18 protein-coding genes and 2 tRNA genes are annotated in these 19,208 nt (G+C 65.0%); 9 read left to right on the top strand and 11 right to left on the bottom strand.

Annotation, left to right across the window (positions count from 1 at the left end; all coding sequences use genetic code 11):
* Positions 1-4: 4 nt before the first annotated feature.
* Entirely contained in the window at positions 5-1,012 is a 1,008-nt protein-coding gene (locus tag JQ639_RS26675) for a TRAP transporter substrate-binding protein (protein ID WP_249123425.1), read from the bottom strand.
* Between the two features lie 37 nt (positions 1,013-1,049).
* A complete protein-coding gene (locus tag JQ639_RS26670) occupies positions 1,050-1,709 on the bottom strand; it encodes an alpha/beta hydrolase family protein (protein WP_371745168.1) in 660 nt (219 codons plus the stop codon).
* 422 nt (positions 1,710-2,131) lie between these two features.
* On the opposite strand from JQ639_RS26670, the gene JQ639_RS26665 reads away from it, so the two are divergent.
* Together JQ639_RS26665 and JQ639_RS26660 are read left to right on the top strand one after the other, a co-directional pair.
* Positions 2,132-2,641 carry a GNAT family N-acetyltransferase gene (locus JQ639_RS26665; RefSeq protein WP_211968575.1) on the top strand — a complete coding sequence of 170 codons (510 nt, stop codon included), beginning with the start codon at positions 2,132-2,134 and terminating at the stop codon, positions 2,639-2,641.
* A 94-nt stretch (positions 2,642-2,735) separates the two neighbouring features.
* Positions 2,736-4,217, top strand: coding sequence for a M20 family peptidase (locus tag JQ639_RS26660; RefSeq protein WP_211969042.1), 1,482 nt, complete (start codon positions 2,736-2,738; stop codon positions 4,215-4,217).
* Positions 4,218-4,241: 24 nt separating this feature from the next.
* On the opposite strand, the gene folD is transcribed toward JQ639_RS26660, so the two are convergent.
* Genes folD through JQ639_RS26645 form a run of 3 tightly spaced genes read right to left on the bottom strand, consistent with a single transcriptional unit; the run spans position 4,242 to position 5,749 of the window.
* Positions 4,242-5,129, bottom strand: a complete 888-nt coding sequence (folD, locus tag JQ639_RS26655; RefSeq protein ID WP_211968576.1) for a bifunctional methylenetetrahydrofolate dehydrogenase/methenyltetrahydrofolate cyclohydrolase FolD — start codon at positions 5,127-5,129, stop codon at positions 4,242-4,244.
* Positions 5,126-5,455: a DUF167 family protein gene (locus JQ639_RS26650; protein WP_211968577.1), complete on the bottom strand. Its 330-nt coding sequence runs from the start codon at positions 5,453-5,455 to the stop codon at positions 5,126-5,128. Before JQ639_RS26650 ends, folD begins: the two co-directional genes overlap by 4 nt.
* Before the next feature lie 3 nt (positions 5,456-5,458).
* Positions 5,459-5,749 (bottom strand): YggT family protein, encoded by a 291-nt coding sequence (locus JQ639_RS26645; protein ID WP_211968578.1) that lies wholly within the window; start codon positions 5,747-5,749, stop codon positions 5,459-5,461.
* Positions 5,750-6,033: 284 nt separating this feature from the next.
* On the opposite strand from JQ639_RS26645, the gene JQ639_RS26640 reads away from it, so the two are divergent.
* A tRNA-Ala gene (locus tag JQ639_RS26640) sits at positions 6,034-6,109 on the top strand.
* Positions 6,110-6,180: 71 nt separating this feature from the next.
* Here JQ639_RS26640 and JQ639_RS26635 read toward each other — a convergent pair.
* From JQ639_RS26635 to JQ639_RS26625, 3 genes are all read right to left on the bottom strand, one after another.
* Positions 6,181-6,990 carry a glutamine amidotransferase gene (locus JQ639_RS26635; RefSeq protein ID WP_211968579.1) on the bottom strand — a complete coding sequence of 270 codons (810 nt, stop codon included), beginning with the start codon at positions 6,988-6,990 and terminating at the stop codon, positions 6,181-6,183.
* 133 nt (positions 6,991-7,123) lie between these two features.
* Positions 7,124-7,900 (bottom strand): SDR family NAD(P)-dependent oxidoreductase, encoded by a 777-nt coding sequence (locus JQ639_RS26630; protein ID WP_211968580.1) that lies wholly within the window; start codon positions 7,898-7,900, stop codon positions 7,124-7,126.
* Between the two features lie 70 nt (positions 7,901-7,970).
* On the bottom strand, positions 7,971-8,450 hold the full coding sequence (locus JQ639_RS26625; protein WP_211968581.1) for a tellurite resistance TerB family protein: 480 nt from the start codon (positions 8,448-8,450) through the stop codon (positions 7,971-7,973).
* A 623-nt stretch (positions 8,451-9,073) separates the two neighbouring features.
* Between JQ639_RS26625 and JQ639_RS26620 the strand changes: the two genes are divergently transcribed.
* Positions 9,074-10,072 (top strand): DMT family transporter, encoded by a 999-nt coding sequence (locus JQ639_RS26620; protein WP_249123426.1) that lies wholly within the window; start codon positions 9,074-9,076, stop codon positions 10,070-10,072.
* A 12-nt stretch (positions 10,073-10,084) separates the two neighbouring features.
* On the opposite strand, the gene JQ639_RS26615 is transcribed toward JQ639_RS26620, so the two are convergent.
* A complete protein-coding gene (locus JQ639_RS26615; RefSeq protein WP_211968583.1) occupies positions 10,085-11,701 on the bottom strand; it encodes a glycosyltransferase family protein in 1,617 nt (538 codons plus the stop codon).
* A gap of 206 nt (positions 11,702-11,907) precedes the next feature.
* On the opposite strand from JQ639_RS26615, the gene JQ639_RS26610 reads away from it, so the two are divergent.
* The 5 genes from JQ639_RS26610 (at position 11,908) to JQ639_RS26590 (ending at position 17,217) form a co-directional block, all read left to right on the top strand.
* The gene (locus JQ639_RS26610) at positions 11,908-12,666 is read left to right on the top strand and encodes a class I SAM-dependent methyltransferase (RefSeq protein WP_211968584.1); all 759 of its coding nucleotides are present in this window, start codon (positions 11,908-11,910) and stop codon (positions 12,664-12,666) included.
* 2 nt (positions 12,667-12,668) lie between these two features.
* The gene (locus JQ639_RS26605) at positions 12,669-13,406 is read left to right on the top strand and encodes a class I SAM-dependent methyltransferase (protein ID WP_211968585.1); all 738 of its coding nucleotides are present in this window, start codon (positions 12,669-12,671) and stop codon (positions 13,404-13,406) included.
* A gap of 147 nt (positions 13,407-13,553) precedes the next feature.
* Positions 13,554-14,333 carry a transketolase gene (locus JQ639_RS26600; RefSeq protein ID WP_211968586.1) on the top strand — a complete coding sequence of 260 codons (780 nt, stop codon included), beginning with the start codon at positions 13,554-13,556 and terminating at the stop codon, positions 14,331-14,333.
* Positions 14,330-15,259: a transketolase family protein gene (locus tag JQ639_RS26595; RefSeq protein WP_211969043.1), complete on the top strand. Its 930-nt coding sequence runs from the start codon at positions 14,330-14,332 to the stop codon at positions 15,257-15,259. The genes JQ639_RS26600 and JQ639_RS26595 overlap by 4 nt, the downstream gene beginning before the upstream one ends.
* A complete protein-coding gene (locus JQ639_RS26590; protein WP_211968587.1) occupies positions 15,256-17,217 on the top strand; it encodes an NAD-dependent epimerase/dehydratase family protein in 1,962 nt (653 codons plus the stop codon). The genes JQ639_RS26595 and JQ639_RS26590 overlap by 4 nt, the downstream gene beginning before the upstream one ends.
* A 103-nt stretch (positions 17,218-17,320) precedes the next feature.
* On the opposite strand, the gene JQ639_RS26585 is transcribed toward JQ639_RS26590, so the two are convergent.
* Positions 17,321-17,396 (bottom strand) — tRNA-Thr (locus tag JQ639_RS26585).
* Between the two features lie 87 nt (positions 17,397-17,483).
* A complete protein-coding gene (locus JQ639_RS26580; protein WP_211968588.1) occupies positions 17,484-19,196 on the bottom strand; it encodes a heme biosynthesis protein HemY in 1,713 nt (570 codons plus the stop codon).
* Positions 19,197-19,208 lie beyond the last annotated feature (12 nt).

Here is a 19,208-nt window from a genome sequence, read left to right as displayed (position 1 = left end):
GTCCTCAGCCGCCGAGCGAACCTGTGTACTTCTCCAGCACCGCCCAGGCTTCGGGGCCGAACTTCGCCTTCCACTCGTCGTAGTAGCCGGCCTTCCGCAGCGCCTGGACGAACTGCGAACGATCGACGTCGTTGAAGCGCAGGTTCTTGTCTTCCAGCGAAGCCTTGAGGGCGACATCCCTCCGCGCGAAGTCCTCGTGCTGCTTCTGCACGGCGGCGTCGAAGTGGCGGGTGATGATCTCCCTGTGCTGGGGCGCCATCGCTTCCCAGACGCGGCTGTTGCCCATCACCCACAGGCCATCCCAGCTGTGGCGCGTCAGGGCGCAGTATTGCTGCACCTCGAAGATCTTCAGCGCCTCGAACTGCACGAGCGAGTTCTCCATGCCGTCGGCGACCTTCGCCTGCAGCGCAGTGTAGAGCTCGGCGATGCTGATGGTGACCGGCGCGGCGCCAAGCAGCTGGAACAGCGAAGTCAGCAACGGGCTCGGTGGCACACGAATCTTGAGGCCTTGCAGATCGCCGACGCCACTGATCGCGCGCGACGATGTGGTGACGTTGCGAAAGCCGTTATCGAGGCACTTGAAGGCTGTCATGCCGAGCTTGAGCAGCGCCGCGCGGATCAGCGCGCCGAGATCACCATCGAGCGCGGCCCACAACTGGCCGTAGTCCTTGAACGCGTAGGCCACGCCCGGCATGCCGGCGACATTCGCCAGGCTCTGCAGCGAGGAGCACGAGGCCACGAGGAAGGGAATGCCGCCGCTGCGCAACTGACGCTGCATGTCGGCCTCCGAGCCGAGCTGACTGTCGGCGAGAAACAGGATGTCGACCGCGCCCCTGGTCTCGATGCGGATCTCATCCACCGCCGCTGCGATGAAGGTCGACGCCGAATGGCTCGACGGCATTGGCGAGCCCATCACGAGCTTGCTGCCGGGTTCCTGCCCGCGCACGATGGCCGGCGTGCCGATGGTCGCCCCGCCTGCGAGCGCCAGCGCTCCGAACGTTCTGCGCGTCATGGTCATCGGCCACCCCTTCCTGCCATTTCGATCGCCGTCATCTTCGCGCACCGCTCGCCCTCCCCTCGGTTCGGCCGGGAGCAACGGATGGCGGAAGCGCGAGAGCGCCCACGACATCGCGCACGTCGTCGTGCTCCGCCAGCCAGTGCCCTTCGCCGCCGGACGCAGGCAGAAGGCGGAACGTGACCGCATCACCGCCGGCGCGAAAGGCCTCCGCCATGCGCGACGACAGCGCCGGCGCAAAATACGTATCGTTCGCGGCGACCAGCCAGGTCACCGGAATCCGCGCGCCCCGGCCGAATACGGCCGTTGCGGCGATCAGTCGCTGCTCCGCACAAACCGCGAAGGGACGGTCGCCGGCATGGCCGCCACGCCCCGGCGCAAACACCACGATCCGCGCGATCAGGCGCGGATCGGAAGATGCGAGCGCCAGCGCGCCCCACCCGCCAGCGGAATGCCCGACCACCACCGCGCCATCCTTGCGAATGAACGGCTCCCGCTCCATCGCGACGATTGCCATGCGCAAAGCGGCCGCAGTGGCGCGGCCGGCGGCGAGATAGTCGGCGTCCTCGCAACCGCCCTGATCCTCGAGGTAAGGGCCTCCGGTCGCCCCATGCCCCGGCCGCTCCGGGACCAGGACGGCGAAGCCCCGCCCCACCAGCGCCTCCGCCAACGGCCCATATGATGGCTGGGACATCTGCGCTCGTCGCAACGCATTCTGTGTCGAGGCATGGGCAATGACCGCGAGGCGGAATGGCCCGGCGCCGGCCGGCCGATAGAGCACGGCGCGGGAAATCGTCGCGGTATCCGGAGACGGCACGTGCCATGCGTCGATGTGAGCCGGGACAGTTGCGCGCGGCGCCGCGTCGCCTTGCGCCCGCGATGGCGCCGGGCAGGAAGCTGTGGCCAACACCCCGAGCAGGACCGCAATTTTCAGGCGTCCGGAACAACGCATTCGACCAATCATTGCGTCCGCTTTCGCCACAGGCAAGACAACACCAGCGCCTGTCTCTTTTCGGGACAGCTTATGACGGGAACATGATGCAAAAACCCCACATGTTAACCTATAATTAACGATGGACCTTGAAGCACGGCCACCGACTTGCTTTGATGAGCGTCATGAGCACGATCCTCATCGAAGTCCGGCAGGCCAAAACGTCCGACGCCATCGCGGTGGCGTCGACTCATGATGAGGCGTGGCGCGCCGCGTACCAGGGAATCATCCCCGGCGCCGAGCTCGAAAAGCTGATCAACCGTCGCGGCCCGCAGTGGTGGGACAGCGCGATTCGCAAGGGCAGCCGCATCAGTGTGCTGGCATTCGGCGAGCAGATCGCCGGGTATGCCAATTACGGACGCAACCGTGCCCGCAGCCTGCACTTCGAAGGCGAGATCTACGAACTGTATCTGCGCCCTGAATTTCAGGGTCTCGGTTTCGGCCGTCGCCTGTTTGCCGCAGCGCGGCGCGATCTCGCCCAGAGCGGCCTCAAGAGCATGGTGATCTGGGCGCTGTCGGACAACGAGCCTGCTGTGGAATTCTACCGCGCGCTCGGCGGCCGCATGGTTGCCCGCTCCTCGGAGCAGTTCGGGGCCAAGACCCTCGACAAGGTCGCGTTCGCCTGGACGGCCTGACCTCTGCTGCCGGACGGTTGACGCCCGGCGCTTTGCCCGACACCCTGTCCCCGCTGCAATTCCGCTTCGCCCGGACGGGCCGCGAGACCGGATGATGCGACGGCTGTTCAATCCTCTCCGCACCATCGCGACGCTGCTGCTTGCCGTGCTGGTCGCGGTCATTGCCGTCGTCGCCTACAATGCCGTGAACCTGCGTTCGCGCCAGGTCACTGTCGCGCCGCTGGCGCCGCTGCCGTTCGACACGGAAGCCGCCGCCGGCCGGCTCGCCACGGCGATTCGCTTCAAGACTGTGTCCGACGCTGCCGCGCCCGACCAGAACGCCGACGCGTTCATGAAGCTGCACGCCCATATCGCGGCGAGCTTCCCGGCCTTCCATGCCGCGACCAGGCGCGAAGTCGTCGGCCGCTACAGCCTCCTCTACACATGGGAAGGCAGCGATCCCAAGGCGCCGCCGATTGCGCTGCTGGCGCATCAGGACGTCGTTCCGATCGCGCCCGGCACCGAACAGGACTGGCAGTTCCCGCCGTTCGACGGCGTGGTGCGCGATGGCTTCATCTGGGGGCGCGGCGCGTGGGACGACAAGGGTAGCCTGTTCGGCATCCTGGAAGCCGCCGAGAGTCTTGCGAAGGCCGGCTTCCACCCGCGCCAGACCATCTACTTCGCGTTCGGTCACGACGAGGAGGTCAGCGGCCAGCGCGGCGCCAGGGCGATCGCCGACTTGCTGGCCTCGCGCGGCATCAAGCTCGACTTCGTGCTCGACGAAGGGCTGCTGATTCTCGACGGCGTGCTCAGCGGCGTCAACAAGCCGGTGGCGCTGATCGGCGTCGCCGAGAAGGGCTATGCCACGCTGAACCTCAAGGTCAGCGCAACGCCAGGACATTCGTCGCTGCCGCCGAAGCAGACCGCGATCGGCATGATGAGCGCGGCCCTCGCGAGGCTCGAACAGAACCAGATGGCCAGCCAGTTGCGGCCGCCGCTGCCCGAGATGCTGGAGACGCTCGCGCCCGAGATGGATCTCGTGAACCGCGCAGTGCTGTCGAACCTGTGGCTGTTCAAGCCGCTGGTGCTGCAGCAATTCGCCCGCTCACCGAACACCGACGCCGCGATCCGCACCACCACCGCGCTGACGATGTTCAATGCCGGCAACAAGGACAACGTGCTGCCGGGCAATGCCGAGGCAACCGTGAATTTCCGCCTGTTGCCGGGCGACACACAGGCGAGCGTGATCGAGCATGTCCGGGAGACCATCGACAATGCGAAGATCAGCATCGATCCGGCGGCCGGCAACGGCAATCCGCCGCCGATCACCGGTACGGCGAGCTTCGCCTATCGCGCGCTGAACCAGACCATTCGCGAGGTGTTTCCGGACGTGCTGGTGGCGCCGAGCCTGCTCACCGCCGCCACCGACTCACGCAACTACGTCAACGTCACCGACAAGGTTTTCCGCTTCGTGCCGGTGCGCGCCAAACCCGCCGATCTCAGCCGCTTCCACGGCACCAACGAGCGGCTGTCGGTCGACAATTACGGCGACATCATCCGCTTCTACCGACGCCTGCTGCAGAACGTCGCGTCGTAAGAGCACCGCGCGGCACACGCGCGGTCATACGACCGGGGCTGGCAACCCCTTGATGGCACACGCCGCACGCAGCGTGTTGACCAGCAGGCAAGCCACCGTCATCTGGCCGACGCCGCCGGGCACCGGCGTCACCGCGCCGGCGACCTGCATCGCCTCGTCATAGGCGACGTCGCCGACCAGCCGGCTCTTGCCGTCGGCGCCCGCTGGCAGACGGTTGATGCCGACGTCGATCACCACCGCGCCGGGCTTGATCCAGTCGCCGCGCACCATTTCCGGCCGGCCGACCGCGGCGTAGACGAGGTCAGCTTGGCGGCACAGCTGCGGCAGGTCGCGGGTGCGCGAATGCGCGATGGTGACCGTGGCGTTCTCGTTGAGCAGCAGTTGCACCAGCGGCCGGCCGACGAGATTGGACCGGCCGATGACAATGGCGTTCAGGCCCTCCAGCGAGGCATGCACCGTCTTGGTCAGGATGATGGAGCCGAGCGGCGTGCACGGTGTCAGCGCATTGAAGCCGCTGGCGAGGCGGCCGGCATTGTAGGGATGCAGTCCGTCGACATCCTTGGCGGGATCGATCGCGGCGATCACTTTTTGGCTGTCCAGCCCCCTGGGCAGCGGCAGCTGCACCAGGATGCCATGGACCGACGGGTCGGCGTTGAGCCTTGCGACCAGCGCCAGCAGGTCACTCTCCGCGACATCGGCCGGCAGGGCGTGCTCGAACGACGCCATGCCGGCGGCGCGGGTCTGCTTGGCCTTGCTGCGGACATAGACCTCGCTGGCCGGATCGTTGCCCACCAGCACCACCGCGAGCCCCGGCGTGAGCGCGTGATCGCGCTGCACCCGCGCGACCTCCTGCGCAACGCGCGCGCGCAGATCCGCTGCAATGACCTTGCCGTCGATGATCTGCGCTGTCATGTCGTCTCCCTGGTCGCCGTCGCCAGCGCCGCTGCCAGATGCAGCGGATCGCCGCGGAGCAGGATCTGCTTGATGCGCGCGGTAGCGCCCGCCGTGATGTCGATATCGCCGCGCCGCAGCTTGAGCCGCGTCGCGAGCAGGCGCGTGACCGCGTCGTTGGCCTCACCGTCCGCCGGCGCCGCGCGCACGCGCAGTTTCAGCACCGCGCGGCCGTCCGACATCACCTCGATGCCGTCGAGGTCATCGCGTCCACCGCGCGGCGTGACGCGGACGACGAGCAGAAGGCCACCATCGGCGTCGCGCCATGGCAACGCGGCCGGCGACACGCGTCAGAACACGTTGGGATAGATATAATAGCTGATCACACGCTGGATGAGTGTGATGATCAAAATCAGGATGATCGGCGAGATGTCGAGGCCACCGAGATTCGGTAGACGGTTCCGAATCGGACGCAGCACCGGCTCGGTGATGCGATAGAGGAAGTCGCCGATCGACGCGACGAACTGATTGCGCCCGTTCACGACATTGAAGGCCAGCAGCCACGACATGATCGCAGCCGCGATCAACAGCCAGACATAGAGATTGAGAGCGATCAGGATAACGTCGAGGATGGCGCGCATGGAATGATCTGGCTCGCGGTGCGGGTCGCTGACGGGAAAAATGATGTTTCAGAGGCAGTTCATCACCGCCCTGGCCGCGCTCGCGCTCCGACGGAACAGGGGCGGCCGCTTGCGCCGCAAAACTACCGGTTCGCCTCCGCAGGAACAAGGGAGGCGCTTGCGAATCGCGAGCGAAAACGGTCGCGAAAACAATCGCCGGGAGAGCGATCCATACCATTGACTTGGCCCGGGCACGGACTGTAAATGGCGCGCTTGTTCGCGGTGCCCATGGCGCCGCGGCGCGGGGGGCCGTAGCTCAGCTGGGAGAGCGCCTCGTTCGCAATGAGGAGGTCAGGGGTTCGATTCCCCTCGGCTCCACCACCCGCCCCGACAAGCCTGATGACATCACCACAATTCGACCGGTGGGCCGCGCCTCGCGCGGCGCTGTCGGCTTACTCCGCCGCGACCAGCAGCGGCGCGGCGGCGGCCTGGCTGTCGCGGAGGAGCCAGCAGCCGAGGAACCGGTCAAGCCATGCCCGTTCGGCAACGTCATACACCGCGCGCCAGGCAAAGTGATCGGTGCGCAGCCGGGCCCCCGGCATCGCCAGGCGCTCATGCCCGCGGGTGGTCCAGCGGTGCATCATTGCGGTGGTGACATCGGGGTGGAACTGGAACGCGAAGCAGTTCTCGACCCGGAACGCCTGCACCGGAAAGTCGTCGCCCTCGGCCAGCAGGTCACAGCCCGCCGGAAGGTCGAAGCCCTCGCGGTGCCATTGGTAGACCTCCTTCGGCCAGTGGGCGCACAGGGCCCGCCCGGCCGCGGTGGGACGGATGGGATAATAGCCGACCTCGACCCGCCCCTGCGGGTGAAACGCAACCCGGGCGCCGAGCTGGCGCGCCAGCATCTGGGCACCAAGGCAGATGCCGAGGAACGGCCGCCGCTCGCGCAGCGGGACGGCGAGCCAGTCGGTCTCCAGACGGATGAAATCGTCGGTGTCGTTGGCACTCATCGGTCCGCCGAACATCACGGCACCGGCGTGATCGTCCAGCGTTTCGGGCAGCCTGTCGCCGAAGCGGGGGCGGCGAATGTCGAGCGGGTAACCGAGCGCGCGCAGGGCGTTGCCGACCCGGCCGGGCGTCGAGGTTTCCTGATGGAGGATGACAAGAATGGGTCGCAGGGGGTGCGAAGAACCGGTCGGGAGCGCGCGGTCGTCAAACCGGGGAACGACGGGCGCCTTGCTGCGATCAGCCTGCGACGACATGATTTTCTTCTAAAGTCGAAACCTGTTCAGATTACTACTCAATTTCTTACCAAAGATGGAATGTTTTTATTGGGCAGCAGCTGCCCGCAAATGAGGCGAGGCCGTGGCCCTGCCCAGCGGATGCAGGACGCCGTTACCGCTTGCTCTGGATTCGGCTCGCTGCGCCGAGCACGATCGGGCGCGGCGCAAGGCGCAGCAGCAGGGGGATGATCTTCATCGCAAAGCCCGGCAGCACCACGCGTTTTCCCGCCATCAGGCCGCGGTAGCCAGCCAGCGCGACCTTGGTGGCGGACATGTTCAGCAGGCGCGAGTCGAACCCGGGCTGGACGCCCGCCCGGCCCTGGAATTCGGTCGGCACCGGGCCGGGGCAAAGGGCGGTGACCCGCACCCCCTTCGGCCGCAACTCCTGGTGCAGCGCCTCGGTGAACGACAGCACATAGGCCTTGCTGGCGTAGTACACCGCCATACACGGCCCCGGCAGATAGCCGGCGATCGAGGCCACATTCAGAATGCCCCCGCCGTGACGAATGATGCTGTCGGAGAACCGCAGCGACAGGTCGGTCAGCGCGCGCACGTTGACATCGATCATGCCGATCTGCTGGCCGCGATCGAGGGTGCAGGCATCGCCGAGCAGGCCAAAACCGGCGTTGTTGACGACGAATTCCACTTCGACGTTCTGTGCCGCCAGCGCACCCGCGATGATGTCGCAGGAATCGGCGCGCTCGAGATCGCACGCGATCACGATCGGCGGGGCGCCGCCGCCATTGACGATCTCGTCGGCCAGCGCGCTCAGCCGGTCGGCCCGGCGCGCGACCAGCACGACCCGATGGTCGTTGGCCGCGAAGATGCGCGCCAGCTCTACGCCGATACCCGTCGACGCACCGGTAATCAGGGTCACACGTTCGGCCATCACAGCTCTTCGATACTCACGGGATTGAGGGCGCGAGATGGGACGTCAGGACAACGAAGCGTCGCAGCATTCAGGTGGCAGCGTCGGGCGTCAACCGGCCTTCTGCCACCCGATGCTTGAGATTGATGCGATCGCGCGACGAGATGCCGAGCAGATCGGCGGCCCGCCAGACAACATTTTCTTCGAACTCGCTGACATGGCCGTCAGCATAGACCAGCTCCCACATCATCTCGATGATGCGCAGCCGGCCTTCTTCATTGACCGAGCGCATGATGATGCTGGTGAAGTGATAGAGGTCGACCGCCTCGCCTTCGACCAGCGTCGCGTCCGCGATCAGCAGATCAGCGGTGCCCGGGTCGAGCTGGAAGCGATACTCCAGCAGGCTGTGCAGCTTCTTCTTCTCCGCGTCCGACGGCGCACCATCGATCGAAATCACGTGGATCAGAAGGGCCGTCGCCGCGAGACGAAAATCCGTCTCGTCGAAATGGCGATGCGTCTCGCCGGCGGGAGAGATCACATCGGAAATGAACTGGCGCAGTTTATCGAGCATTCCGCATCACAATCAAAAATGTCTCGCCGTCATTCGCGCCGGCACGATCATCTATCGGAACCGCACAGCACGAAATATGCCAACCGCCCGCATCCTCCGCTCGCACCACCGATGGGAACCGGTCAGCATCCCCCTCGAACGCAGGCCCCGTTCTATGGCGCGAAAGCCGGCACCTTGCAATCCAAACCCGGGACGTGACCTTTGACCGCAGGGTCACGCTCCCGGGCCTCAGATCCTAGCCCTTTGAATTAGCTCGTGATTGTTACAATTGGGTAATACCAAGCGCCCGATCGCCGCAGGCCCGCGGGCCGCATCCGTCAACCGATCCGACGATGCCTTCCGTTGCCGCGCCGCGGACATCTCGTGCGGTGACGCGGTTCCAGCCGCCGCTCGCGCTGCGCCGCAAACAACCATGCGCAGGCATGCCAAACCCATCATGCGGGGAGCGCGGCGCACGAAGCCGGGAAGCCGCATTGCATATCGCCATCAGCTCCGCGCCGACGGCATGGCAGCCCTCAGAATCCCTTGTTTCGCCCGGGTTCTGGTTGCGAGGGCCTGCGAAGCATGGGAGGGCTGACGCAACGAGATCAGCCGAATCGGCGGCCAGCCCGACAGAGATCGCATTGCCCCTCCGCCCCGTGGCGACGCCGCCAGAGCCTCGCGCGACAGCGTCCATCGAAGCCGATGTCGGCCAGGTCGAAGCCGAGGCGCATCCGGGCCCGACGACACCGGTCGACCGCCCGCTCCGCGGCATCCTGCTGGTGCTGACATCGACGATCTTCCTCTCCTCTTCGGACACGATGGCGAAATATCTCGCGCTGCGGTTGCCCGCGGTCGAGATCGGCTGGCTGCGCTACCTGATGTTCACACTGCTGATGCTGCCGGTCGTGCTCGCCGCCTCGCCGCGCCAGGCGATGCGCACCGCGCGGCCCGGCATGCAGGTGCTGCGCGGTCTCACGCTGGTCGGCTCGTCGCTGCTGTTCATCTCGGCGCTGCGCTTTCTGCCGATCGCGGAAGCCACGACGACGAGCTTTGTGTCTCCGATCTTCGTCACGGTGCTGTCGATCTTTGTCCTTGGCGAGGTGGTCGGTCTGCGGCGCTGGCTCGCCACCATCACCGGCCTCGTCGGCGTCATCATCGTGGTGCGGCCGGGCACCAGCGCATTCCACCCCGCGGCGCTGCTGGCGATCACGTCGGCGCTGTGCTGGGCGGTCTCGCTGGTGACGACACGCAAGATCGCCGGCCGTGACGCACCGGTGACCACGATGGCCTACTCCGCCATCGTTGGCTTCGTACTGCTGTCCATCATGCTGCCGTTCGTGTGGATGCAACCGACCGCCTGGGAGCTTGCCATCGCGGCGGCCCTCGGCATCGCCGCGACCTCCGGCCACTGGCTGGTGGTGCTGGCGTATCGTTATGGCGATGCCTCGGTGCTCGCGCTGTTCAGCTACACCCAGCCGATCTGGGCGACGCTGCTCGGCTATGCGGTGTTCGGCGACGTGCCCGACGGCTGGACCTTCGTCGGCGCCGCCGTGATCATCGCCAGCGGCCTCTACACCGCCCACCGCGAGCGGGTGCGGCGCGCGAACCTGACATTGCGCGCGATGGCCGCGAAAGCGTGAGACGACCGACTTTCAGAGCGCCTTTCCGCACGCTTCCGGAATGACCACGAACAGGAAATTGCCTTCCGGGAAGAAGTGGGACCTCGGCATTTGCCTGCGGCTCGCGACAACATAGCCCGAGGGCGGCCGATACGTTTCGACGTCTTCCGGCTTGACCGTCTGGAACAGAACAATGTCGCGGTCCACCGAGATCTTGTGGTCGACGTCGTAGTCCGGCCGCAGAATCCGGCTCCACCGCCACAATGGAAGATCGTCAAAGGCGGCCCGACCGAATGGCGCCAGCTGATATTGCGCGAAAGGATTCAACGTCGCGAGGAATGCATCCTTCGTATCGTTGTGAAAATACCTGAGACCACAGGACGCGTCCTGAAGCGACGTCAGGCGCGCTGCGAAAGCCTCATAATAGTCGAAGGCTTCCTTCGGCCACCGCTGACCGGAGAAGATGGCCGGACGACTGCCGGTGCTTGTGGCCGCCAGCTGCTCCATGGAAGGATAGTAGTAGTTGCCGTTGATCGGAGAATGCCAGGACACCACCATGCCGGCCAGCATTCCCCAGAACATCAAACCCTCGACCCTGAGCTTTGACGCGAAATAGAACAGCAGCACTGTTCCGACGGCCACGCTCGTCACAAGCCGGAACACCTCGGCGAGATGAAGCGCAGCACTGATCAGGAGGAGCGTCATGGCTGCAAGCGCAAGCGCCGGCTTCTGCTCCCGAATGGATCGATAGACCCCGCAGCGCGCGAACACCACACCGGCGGATATCAGAACGAGGCCGAAGAAAATCGCGCGGACGTTGAATGTGCGGACACCGTCACGAAAGTAACTCACCAGCGACAGCGGCCCGTCGAGCAATCCTTTCCCGGAGAAGAACTCGTAGTAGAGCCGCGGCAGAACCACTGCAGCTTCGTACCAGAAGGGAAACAGCTTCCAGACCAGAAGGTAGACAACGAACAACACGACCGGAATGGACAGCCCGATCCAGAAGATCGCCAGGCGAACTGCCCGCTCAAGGCTGCGCTTCTCCAGAATTTCCAATGCCGTCACGAAGATCGCAAAGCCGAGCACTGGCGCGAGCAGCCCTTCTCTTGCCAGGATCGCAAGCCCCAGCAGGACGCCGCCGACGAGGGAGAGACCGCCACTACGCTCGCGCCACAGAACGGCCGCGATGCCGAACGACAGAAACGGAAAGGCAATGTAGTTCGACCATGGGTAAATGCAGATCCCATGCGCGACGGCACAACACATGTAGCTGTAGAACGCCAGCGAACGCCGCTCGAAGACTGCGAGGCCGATGTAGTAGACGCCAATCAGGCCGATCGCATAAAAGAGCGACGTCGACAGGATCAGCGCGCGCAAATTCTGCCCGGCGAGGTCGAATGCAAGCGCATGAACAATTGTGGTCAGAATTCCATACTGAATAAAAATATCACGATACGGCAATCTCCCATCGCGCAAGTCCTTCGCGTTGCTCAACATCAACCCCCAATGATGGGGATCGAGATTGTAGGCTCCCTGCCACACCGACAGCCATACAATGGCGGCCGATACGGTGGCGAATACCACCCACCGCAACCGCCACACACCGTGACCGAGATTGTCGAGCGCAGTGGAAGATACCAGCGCCATCCATATCTTCCGATCCGAGTTGATCTTCGACTGATAGTTCACAACCCGTCCCTCTGTGTCGGCCGGCCGCACCGCGAATTCGGCCAAAGTCTCTAGTCTAAGACCCGGATTCATGCCACAGCGATCTCGGATGGCCGTCCCGCCCTGTCTGTCGGGAGCCGGAAGCCCATCTGTTGCCAATGGACAGTGGCGCTGCGAGAACGTGAATGCCTGCCGATTTTGTTGAACAATTCAAGCCGATCCCCGTCCGCAGGCATGACGGTTTGTTCGGCCGACTGCTGAACGCCATCCGCCTCACGGTTGACCTGCAGTTGCTGACCTGCACCCGCTTCCTTAAGCCGCGACTCGCCCGCACATCAGGCGCCCTGCTCGACGTCGGATGCGGCGAAATGCCCTTCCGGTCTTTGCTTCCGACCAGCGTCCGCTATACCGGCATCGATGTCCCCGAGGCGATGTCCTTCGGCATGGACGAGCACGATGACATCGTCACCTTCGATGGCGCCAATATCCCTTTTCCGGATGCGTCGCACGATGCGGTGCTCTGTACCGAAGTGCTCGAGCACGCCGTTGATCCCCTCAAGCTCATTCAGGAAATGCATCGCGTACTCCGCCCGGGCGGCGTCTGCCTCGTGACGGTTCCGTTCGCGGCACGCGTGCATCACGCGCCTTACGACTTTCACCGCTTCACGCGATTTCGTCTCGCAGCGATGTTCTCTGCCTTCAATGACGTCGAGATCATCGAGCGAGGCAACGACATCACCGTTATTGCCAACAAGCTGATCGTATTGTGCGCCAGACTGCTCCAGCCGAAGCAAGGCTGGGCGTTGCTGTACAATGGTGTTTTTGCCTTGCTGCTGGCGCCGTTTGCGGTGTTCGCGCTGGCGTGCGCGCACCTTTCGCTTGTGTTCGGCTGGGGATCGAAGAACGATCCCCTGGGCTATGCCGTGACGGCGCGAAAGGCTTGATCATGTCGAAGATTGGCCTGCAGGACGAGCGCGGCTTCAATCAGGTGTTTGCGCCCGTCGGATCGACGCCTTTCAGGGCTCTTCGCCGCAATTCATGGTTCGCGACCCAGGCGGAACGAGTTGGAGCGAAACGGATTCTCGAGATCGGCTGCGGCACAGGCGAAGCCGCGGCACATGTCGCGGCCAGCACCACGGCGGAGGTCGTCGGCATCGACATCAGCGATGCATTCCTGCAGACGGCCCGCGCCAATCATCAAGCTCCCAATCTGAGCTTCGAGAAATTCGATCTGTTCAACGACGATCCGAAGATCTTTGGCGATTTCGACCTGATCTACGGCAACGGCATTCTGCATCATCTCGTCCTGCGCCTGGATTCTGTCCTGCGCATCCTGCGTGACATGACGCGCCCCGGCGGCGGCCTCGCGTTCATCGAACCCAATCTGATGAATCCGTATTGCGCCTTTATTTTCGGAACGAAGATCGGCCGCAAATGGGCCCATCTCGAACCGGACGAAATGGCCTTCAAGGCTTCGGCCTTGGGACAGGCGATCCGCCAAGCGGGCTGGCAGGATGTGAACGTCGCCACCAGGGACTTCCTCGTTCCTGGTATCCCAGTAGGATTGATCCGCCCCATTGTGGCTGTCGAACCGTTTCTGGAAGGTCTGGCGCCGACCCGCTGGCTGGCTCAGTCGCATTTTGTGACCGCGCGATCGGCGCAATCCCCCGAACGGGGCACCTGACGGCCGGGGCAGGTGAGACGGGCTTTCAGTGTCCGCTAATCACGTGCTGGCATTCTCGGCGTGTTCGCAGCAATGGACTTGAACGCCCCACATCTGCGGGGCGAAAGGTACGGGTTCCCGCCCGAGGGGACCATCTGAGGTTTTGGGATGAACAATCGACTGGTCGAAGCCAATTTCCGGCAGGCGCGTCAGCGCCTGTTGCAAATGCATTATGACAGTGGCGTCGGTCATATCGGCGGCAATCTGTCGGCCATCGACGCGATGATGATTACATTCCATGAATTCATGCAGCCGGCGGACCGCTTCATCCTGTCGAAGGGACATTCGGCCGGCGCGCTCTATACCGTCCTTTGGTCGCTGGGGTTGCTGACCGACGACGACTTGAAGACCTTTCATCGCGACGCGACACTGCTGGCAGGACACCCCCCCGTGCGCGGCCTGCCGCAGGTCGACTTCGCCACCGGCAGCCTCGGACACGGCCTCTCGCTCGCCTCCGGCACAGCGCTCGCCTTCCGCCTGAAGCGGACCGACGGTCATGTGTTCTGCATGACCTCCGATGGCGAGTGGCAGGAAGGATCGACCTGGGAGGCTTTCGTCTTCGCCTGCCACCATCGCCTCTCGAACCTGACGATCCTCGTCGATCACAATGGCCTGCAGGGCTTCGGCAATACGGCCGAGGTTGCGTCCATGAACCCGCTAGCCAAGCGCATTGCCGGCTTCGACGCCGACATCCGTATCGTTCCCGGACATGATGCGGACGCGATCCGCCTGGAGATGCAGCGGCGGACCGAGGGTCCGCAGGTCATCGTCCTGCAGACCGTCAAGGGCAAAGGCGTCTCCTTCATGGAGAACCAGATGGAGTGGCACTATCGGCCACTGAACGAAGCGCTGTACCGACAGGCCCTGCAGGAATTGGACGCAGCATGAGAACCCAGTTTTGCGATGCACTGGTTGCCTACGCACGCAAGCCTGACGTCGTCTTCCTGACCGGCGATCTCGGCTTCATGGCGCTCGAACCCTTGCGCGAAGCAATGCAGGAACGCTTCATCAATGCGGGCGTCGCCGAGCAAAACATGATGTCGGTCGCCGCCGGCCTCGCCAAGCAGCAGCTGGATGTCTGGGTCTACAGCATCGCCCCGTTCTGCTACGCGCGCGGTTTCGAGCAGATCCGCAACGACATCGCCTTCCACAAGCTGCCGGTCAAGATCGTCGGCAATGGCGGCGGTTACGGATACGGCGTGATGGGGCCGACCCACCATGCGATCGAAGACTACGGCATCCTGCTGACGCTGCCCAACATGAAGGCCTTCGTACCGGTCTTCGACCAGGATATCGACGCCGTCGTCGCGCGCGCTGCCAGCCATTCCGGGCCGGGCTATCTGCGCCTCGGTCGTGGCGAACCTCCCGCGGGCTGGAACATTCCGGCCTACGCCCCGTGGCGCCAGCTCACGCGAGGCCAGGGTCCCGTTGTCATCGCCGTGGGTCCTCTTGCCGGCAGCTTCATCGGCCCGTGCGAGGCGCGCGACGACACCCGCCGCCCGAACCTTTGGGCTGTCTCCGAGCTGCCGCTGGCATCGAACCCACCGCCCGGCGATCTCCTGCGCCAGATCGAAGCCGCCGGGCATCTCGTGATCGCTGAGGAGCACGTGCGTCAGGGCGGCCTTGGCAGCGATCTTGCGCTATTCCTGATGGAAAATGGACTCGGTGGCATTCGTATTCGCCATCTGTGCGCAACCGCACACCATTTCTCACGATACGGATCCCAGACCTACATGCGCCGGGAAGCCGGGCTGGATCCGGACTCACTGATGCGCATCGTCGACGATCTCCAACGGACACCTGCTGCAGAATGACCGATATCGAAGCCTATATCCGCGCCCTCCGTGGCCCCATTCTGGTGACCGGAGCGTCCGGCTTCGTCGGCGCCAACCTGTTTCACATGATCTCCCGGTATCGCAGCGATGCGTATGCCGTGGTTCAGCGCGAGCGCAACTGGCGGCTGCGCGACGTCTCCGAGCAGCAGATCGCTGCGGCAGATCTCAACGACCTCAACGCGGTCAAGCACCTGCTCGACAGCACGACACCGCAGACGGTTTTCGATTGCGTCGCCTACGGCGCGTACTCCTTCGAGAAGAACTCCGCTCTGATCTACGAGACAAACTTCCTGTCGACGGTGCGGCTGGTCGAGCTGCTGGCGCAGCGGCCGGTGGCTGCCTATGTTCATGCGGGCAGTTCCTCGGAGTACGGCCGTAACAGCGCCGCACCCGGCGAGGCAGACCGTTGCGAACCAAACAGCGACTATGCCGTGTCGAAGGTCGCCGCCGGCAGCTATCTCGGCTACGCCGGCAAGTTCAAGAATTTTCCGTGCGTCAATCTCCGTCTCTATTCGGTCTACGGTCCGCTCGAGGATACCTCGCGCCTGATGCCCAATCTCGTGCGGCGCGCCATCGCCGGCGGTCTGCCGCCGCTGGTCGACCCCGACACGTCGCGCGACTTCGTCTATGTCGACGATGTCTGCGAAGCCTTCATTCTCGCAGCCGTCAAGATGAACCCCGCGATGTTCGGCGAGGACATCAACATCGGCTCGGGCACGAAGACCACCATCCGCCAGCTCGTCGATGTGGCGCGGGGCGTCTTCGGCGTGGCGGAGACGCCGCAGTTCAACAGCATGGATGGCCGGTCGTGGGATCTGCGCGACTGGTACGCCGACCCGTCCAAGGCACGATCCCTGCTGGGATGGCAGGCCCGCACGCCGCTCGACAGCGGCCTTCGCAGGATGGCGGACTGGGTCCGCACCCTGTCGACCGATGATCTCGGCGGCACAACGAAGCTCGCCGACGTCAACAAGCGGCGCAGCATCAGCGCCATCATCGCCTGCTACAAGGATGCCCAGGCGATTCCCGTCATGCACCAGCGGCTGACCGAGACCTTCCGCAAGCTGCAGATCGATTACGAGATCATCTTCGTCAACGACGGCAGCCCGGACGACAGCGCGGATGTCATCCGCCGTATCTCCGAGCAGGACCGCCACGTTCTCGGCATCACTCACTCGCGCAATTTCGGCTCGCAGATGGCGTTCCGCAGCGGCATGGAGCTGGCCACCAAGCAGGCCGTCGTGCTGCTCGACGGCGACCTGCAGGATCCGCCGGAGCTCATCGCCGACTTCTACGCGAAATGGCAAGAGGGCTACCAGGTCGTCTATGGCCGCCGCGTCAAGCGCGAAATGCCGTGGCTGCAGGGCCTGCTCTACAAGGCCTTCTACCGCGTGTTCGCCGCCTTCAGCTATGTCCGGATTCCGCTCGATGCCGGCGATTTCTCGCTGATCGACCAGCGGGTCGTCCAATGGCTGCTGCGCTCGCCCGAGCGCGACCTGTTCATGCGCGGACTGCGCGCCTATGTCGGCTTCCGCCAGACCGGCGTCGACTATGTCCGTCCGGAGCGCATGTTCGGCCGCTCCACCAACAATCTTCTCAAGAACCTCGACTGGGCGAAGAAGGGAATCTTTTCGTTCAGCAACGCACCGATGACCATGCTCACCATGTCCGGCGTCGCGCTGTTTTCGCTGTCGCTGCTGGTGATGGTGCTTGCCGCGCTGCTGCGCGTCCTGGTCCCCGACATCGCCCCGCGTGGCGTGACGACGCTGTTGATCACCATCCTGTTCTTCGGTTCGCTCAACCTGCTCGCGATCGGACTGGTCGGCGAATACGTCGCCAAGATCATGACCGAGGTGAAGGCGCGGCCGCGGCTGATCCGGGCGGCCCTGATCCGCCACGGCATCACCACCGACCTGTTCTCGGACGAGCACGGCTGACGACCGGCGGAAGCACGCCGGCGTCGAATATACTCAATATTCCAATGGTTTAAGGCTGTCGTAGCCCCGCCTTGCGGGCGCCACGCCTCGCGCGAGGGAGGGGTGGTGCCGCAAGAGGGATTCGAACCCCCGACCCCGTCATTACGAATGACGTGCTCTACCAGCTGAGCTATTGCGGCGAAATCGATGCGATTTCGGCGCTTCTGATAAAGCGCGCCGCTTCGATTGGCAAGGACTCCCGGCGGGAACTTGTGCCGCCGCGGACCTCAGCCGCCCCAGCGCGACAGGAAACCGCGCCAGCCGCCACGCTGGGCCTGCGGTGGATAGGGCGAATCAGCAAATTCGTCACCAGCCAGCGGATCGTCGATGCCGGGATCGTCCGGCGCACGCACAATGGGGATGACCGGCGGCGCCGCCGGCTTGTGCAGGTCGGCGCGCGGCCGGAACACCGGCGGCTGCGTCTCGCGCGGCGGCGCTGGCGGGGGAGCGACCTCCGTGATCTCGGCGGGCTCACCGGCATCATGACTTCCATCGTCGGCCGCCGGAGCATCCAAGTGAGTCTCAGCGGTCGCGACAACGGTGGCTGGCGCACTCGACGCCTGGTCTCCCGGCGGTGCGATCGCCTCCACCACGGGCGGGGCGGCCTCGGGTGGCACCGCGAGGGTCGGATCGAAGTCATGCGCCCCGCTGTCGGACGGCAGTGCGGCGAGTGGCGTCTGCCACTGGAACGCATCGAGCCGGCCAGTCACCGGCGACACCGGGCGCCAGCGATCCGAGACATAACCGTCGGCCGTCCAGACCGGGTCATGGGCGGCGCGCACCGCCCGCAGCATCCAGCTGCGCGCGCGGCCAGTGTCGCCATGCTCGGTGCGTTCGAGTTCCGCCATCAGCATCGCGACGCGCTGGGTCGGCGCGGCGATGAACGGCGCCAGCACCTCGCGCGCGCGCGCGAACTCGCTGGCATCGATCGCCGCGCGCGCGATCGCCAGCGCCCCCTCGATATTGCCCGGCTTCTTGGCCGCCAGGGTTTCGACACGCGTGAGACGCTGCCGCGCCGAATCGCCGAGGCGAACATGGGCATACGCATCGGCGATATCGGGATGGGGCTGCGCCAGCCAGGCCGTTTCGAGAATGCGCATCGCCCGGCGCACCTGATGCGCCTCGCTGAGATACTTCGCGGCCAGTACCGCTGCCGGTGCCAGCGTCGGCGCCAGCTTGACGGCCTCCATTGCGCTCTCGCGCGACAGGTCGCGATCCTGCGTCGCGAGTTCCAGGGCCCGCGCCGTCAGCAACACGCCGCGCTGGCGGCGGTGCGTCGCCTTGTCGACCTGCCCGGCGGAGAAACTGTCGTCGAGGAGTCGCAGCGCCCCGTCCCAGTCGCCCTTGGCACAGCGAAAGCCGAGAATCGCATGCGACGCCCACGGCGCCGCCGGCGCCACCTTGAGCGCTTCCTCGGCGATCGCCACCGCCGCCACCGGATCGTCGGCGCGCTGCGCCTCGACAAACAGGCCACGCAGACCGAGCAGACGCGTATCCTCGCGCTCCGCCATGGCGCGGAACGCACGCTGAGCCCCGCCGCGATCGCCGTCGAGCTGGGCCGTCTGGGCATGCAGCAGCAGTGCTAGCGGGTCGTGCTGCGCATCGCGCCGCGCGATATGGGCGTGGCGGCGCGCAGCCACTGCGTCGCCGGTACCGATTGCCAGCAAACCGTGGGTGATGGCACGGCGGCCACGCGCATGCCGCCGTTCGCGGTGGCTGCGGCGCAGCCTCGCCGGCGCGCGCCACAGCGCACGCACCAGCATCCAGACAAGCATCGCCACGATCACGGTGACCACGAGGCCGAGCACGAACACCGGCATGCTGGTTTCGACCCGCCAGCCGCCCCAGGTCAGCACGACATCGCCAGTCTGATCGGCAACCCATGCCGCGCCGAACGCCGCCAGCGCGATCAGAACAAGGAACAGAATGATTCGGAGCATCGGCACGACCTG

The sequence above is a fragment of the Bradyrhizobium sp. U87765 SZCCT0048 genome (genome assembly GCF_018131225.1).
GTDB lineage: Bacteria > Pseudomonadota > Alphaproteobacteria > Rhizobiales > Xanthobacteraceae > Bradyrhizobium_A.
Note: the sequence above shows the minus strand (reverse complement) of the source record. Positions and strands in the feature narration are given on the sequence as shown.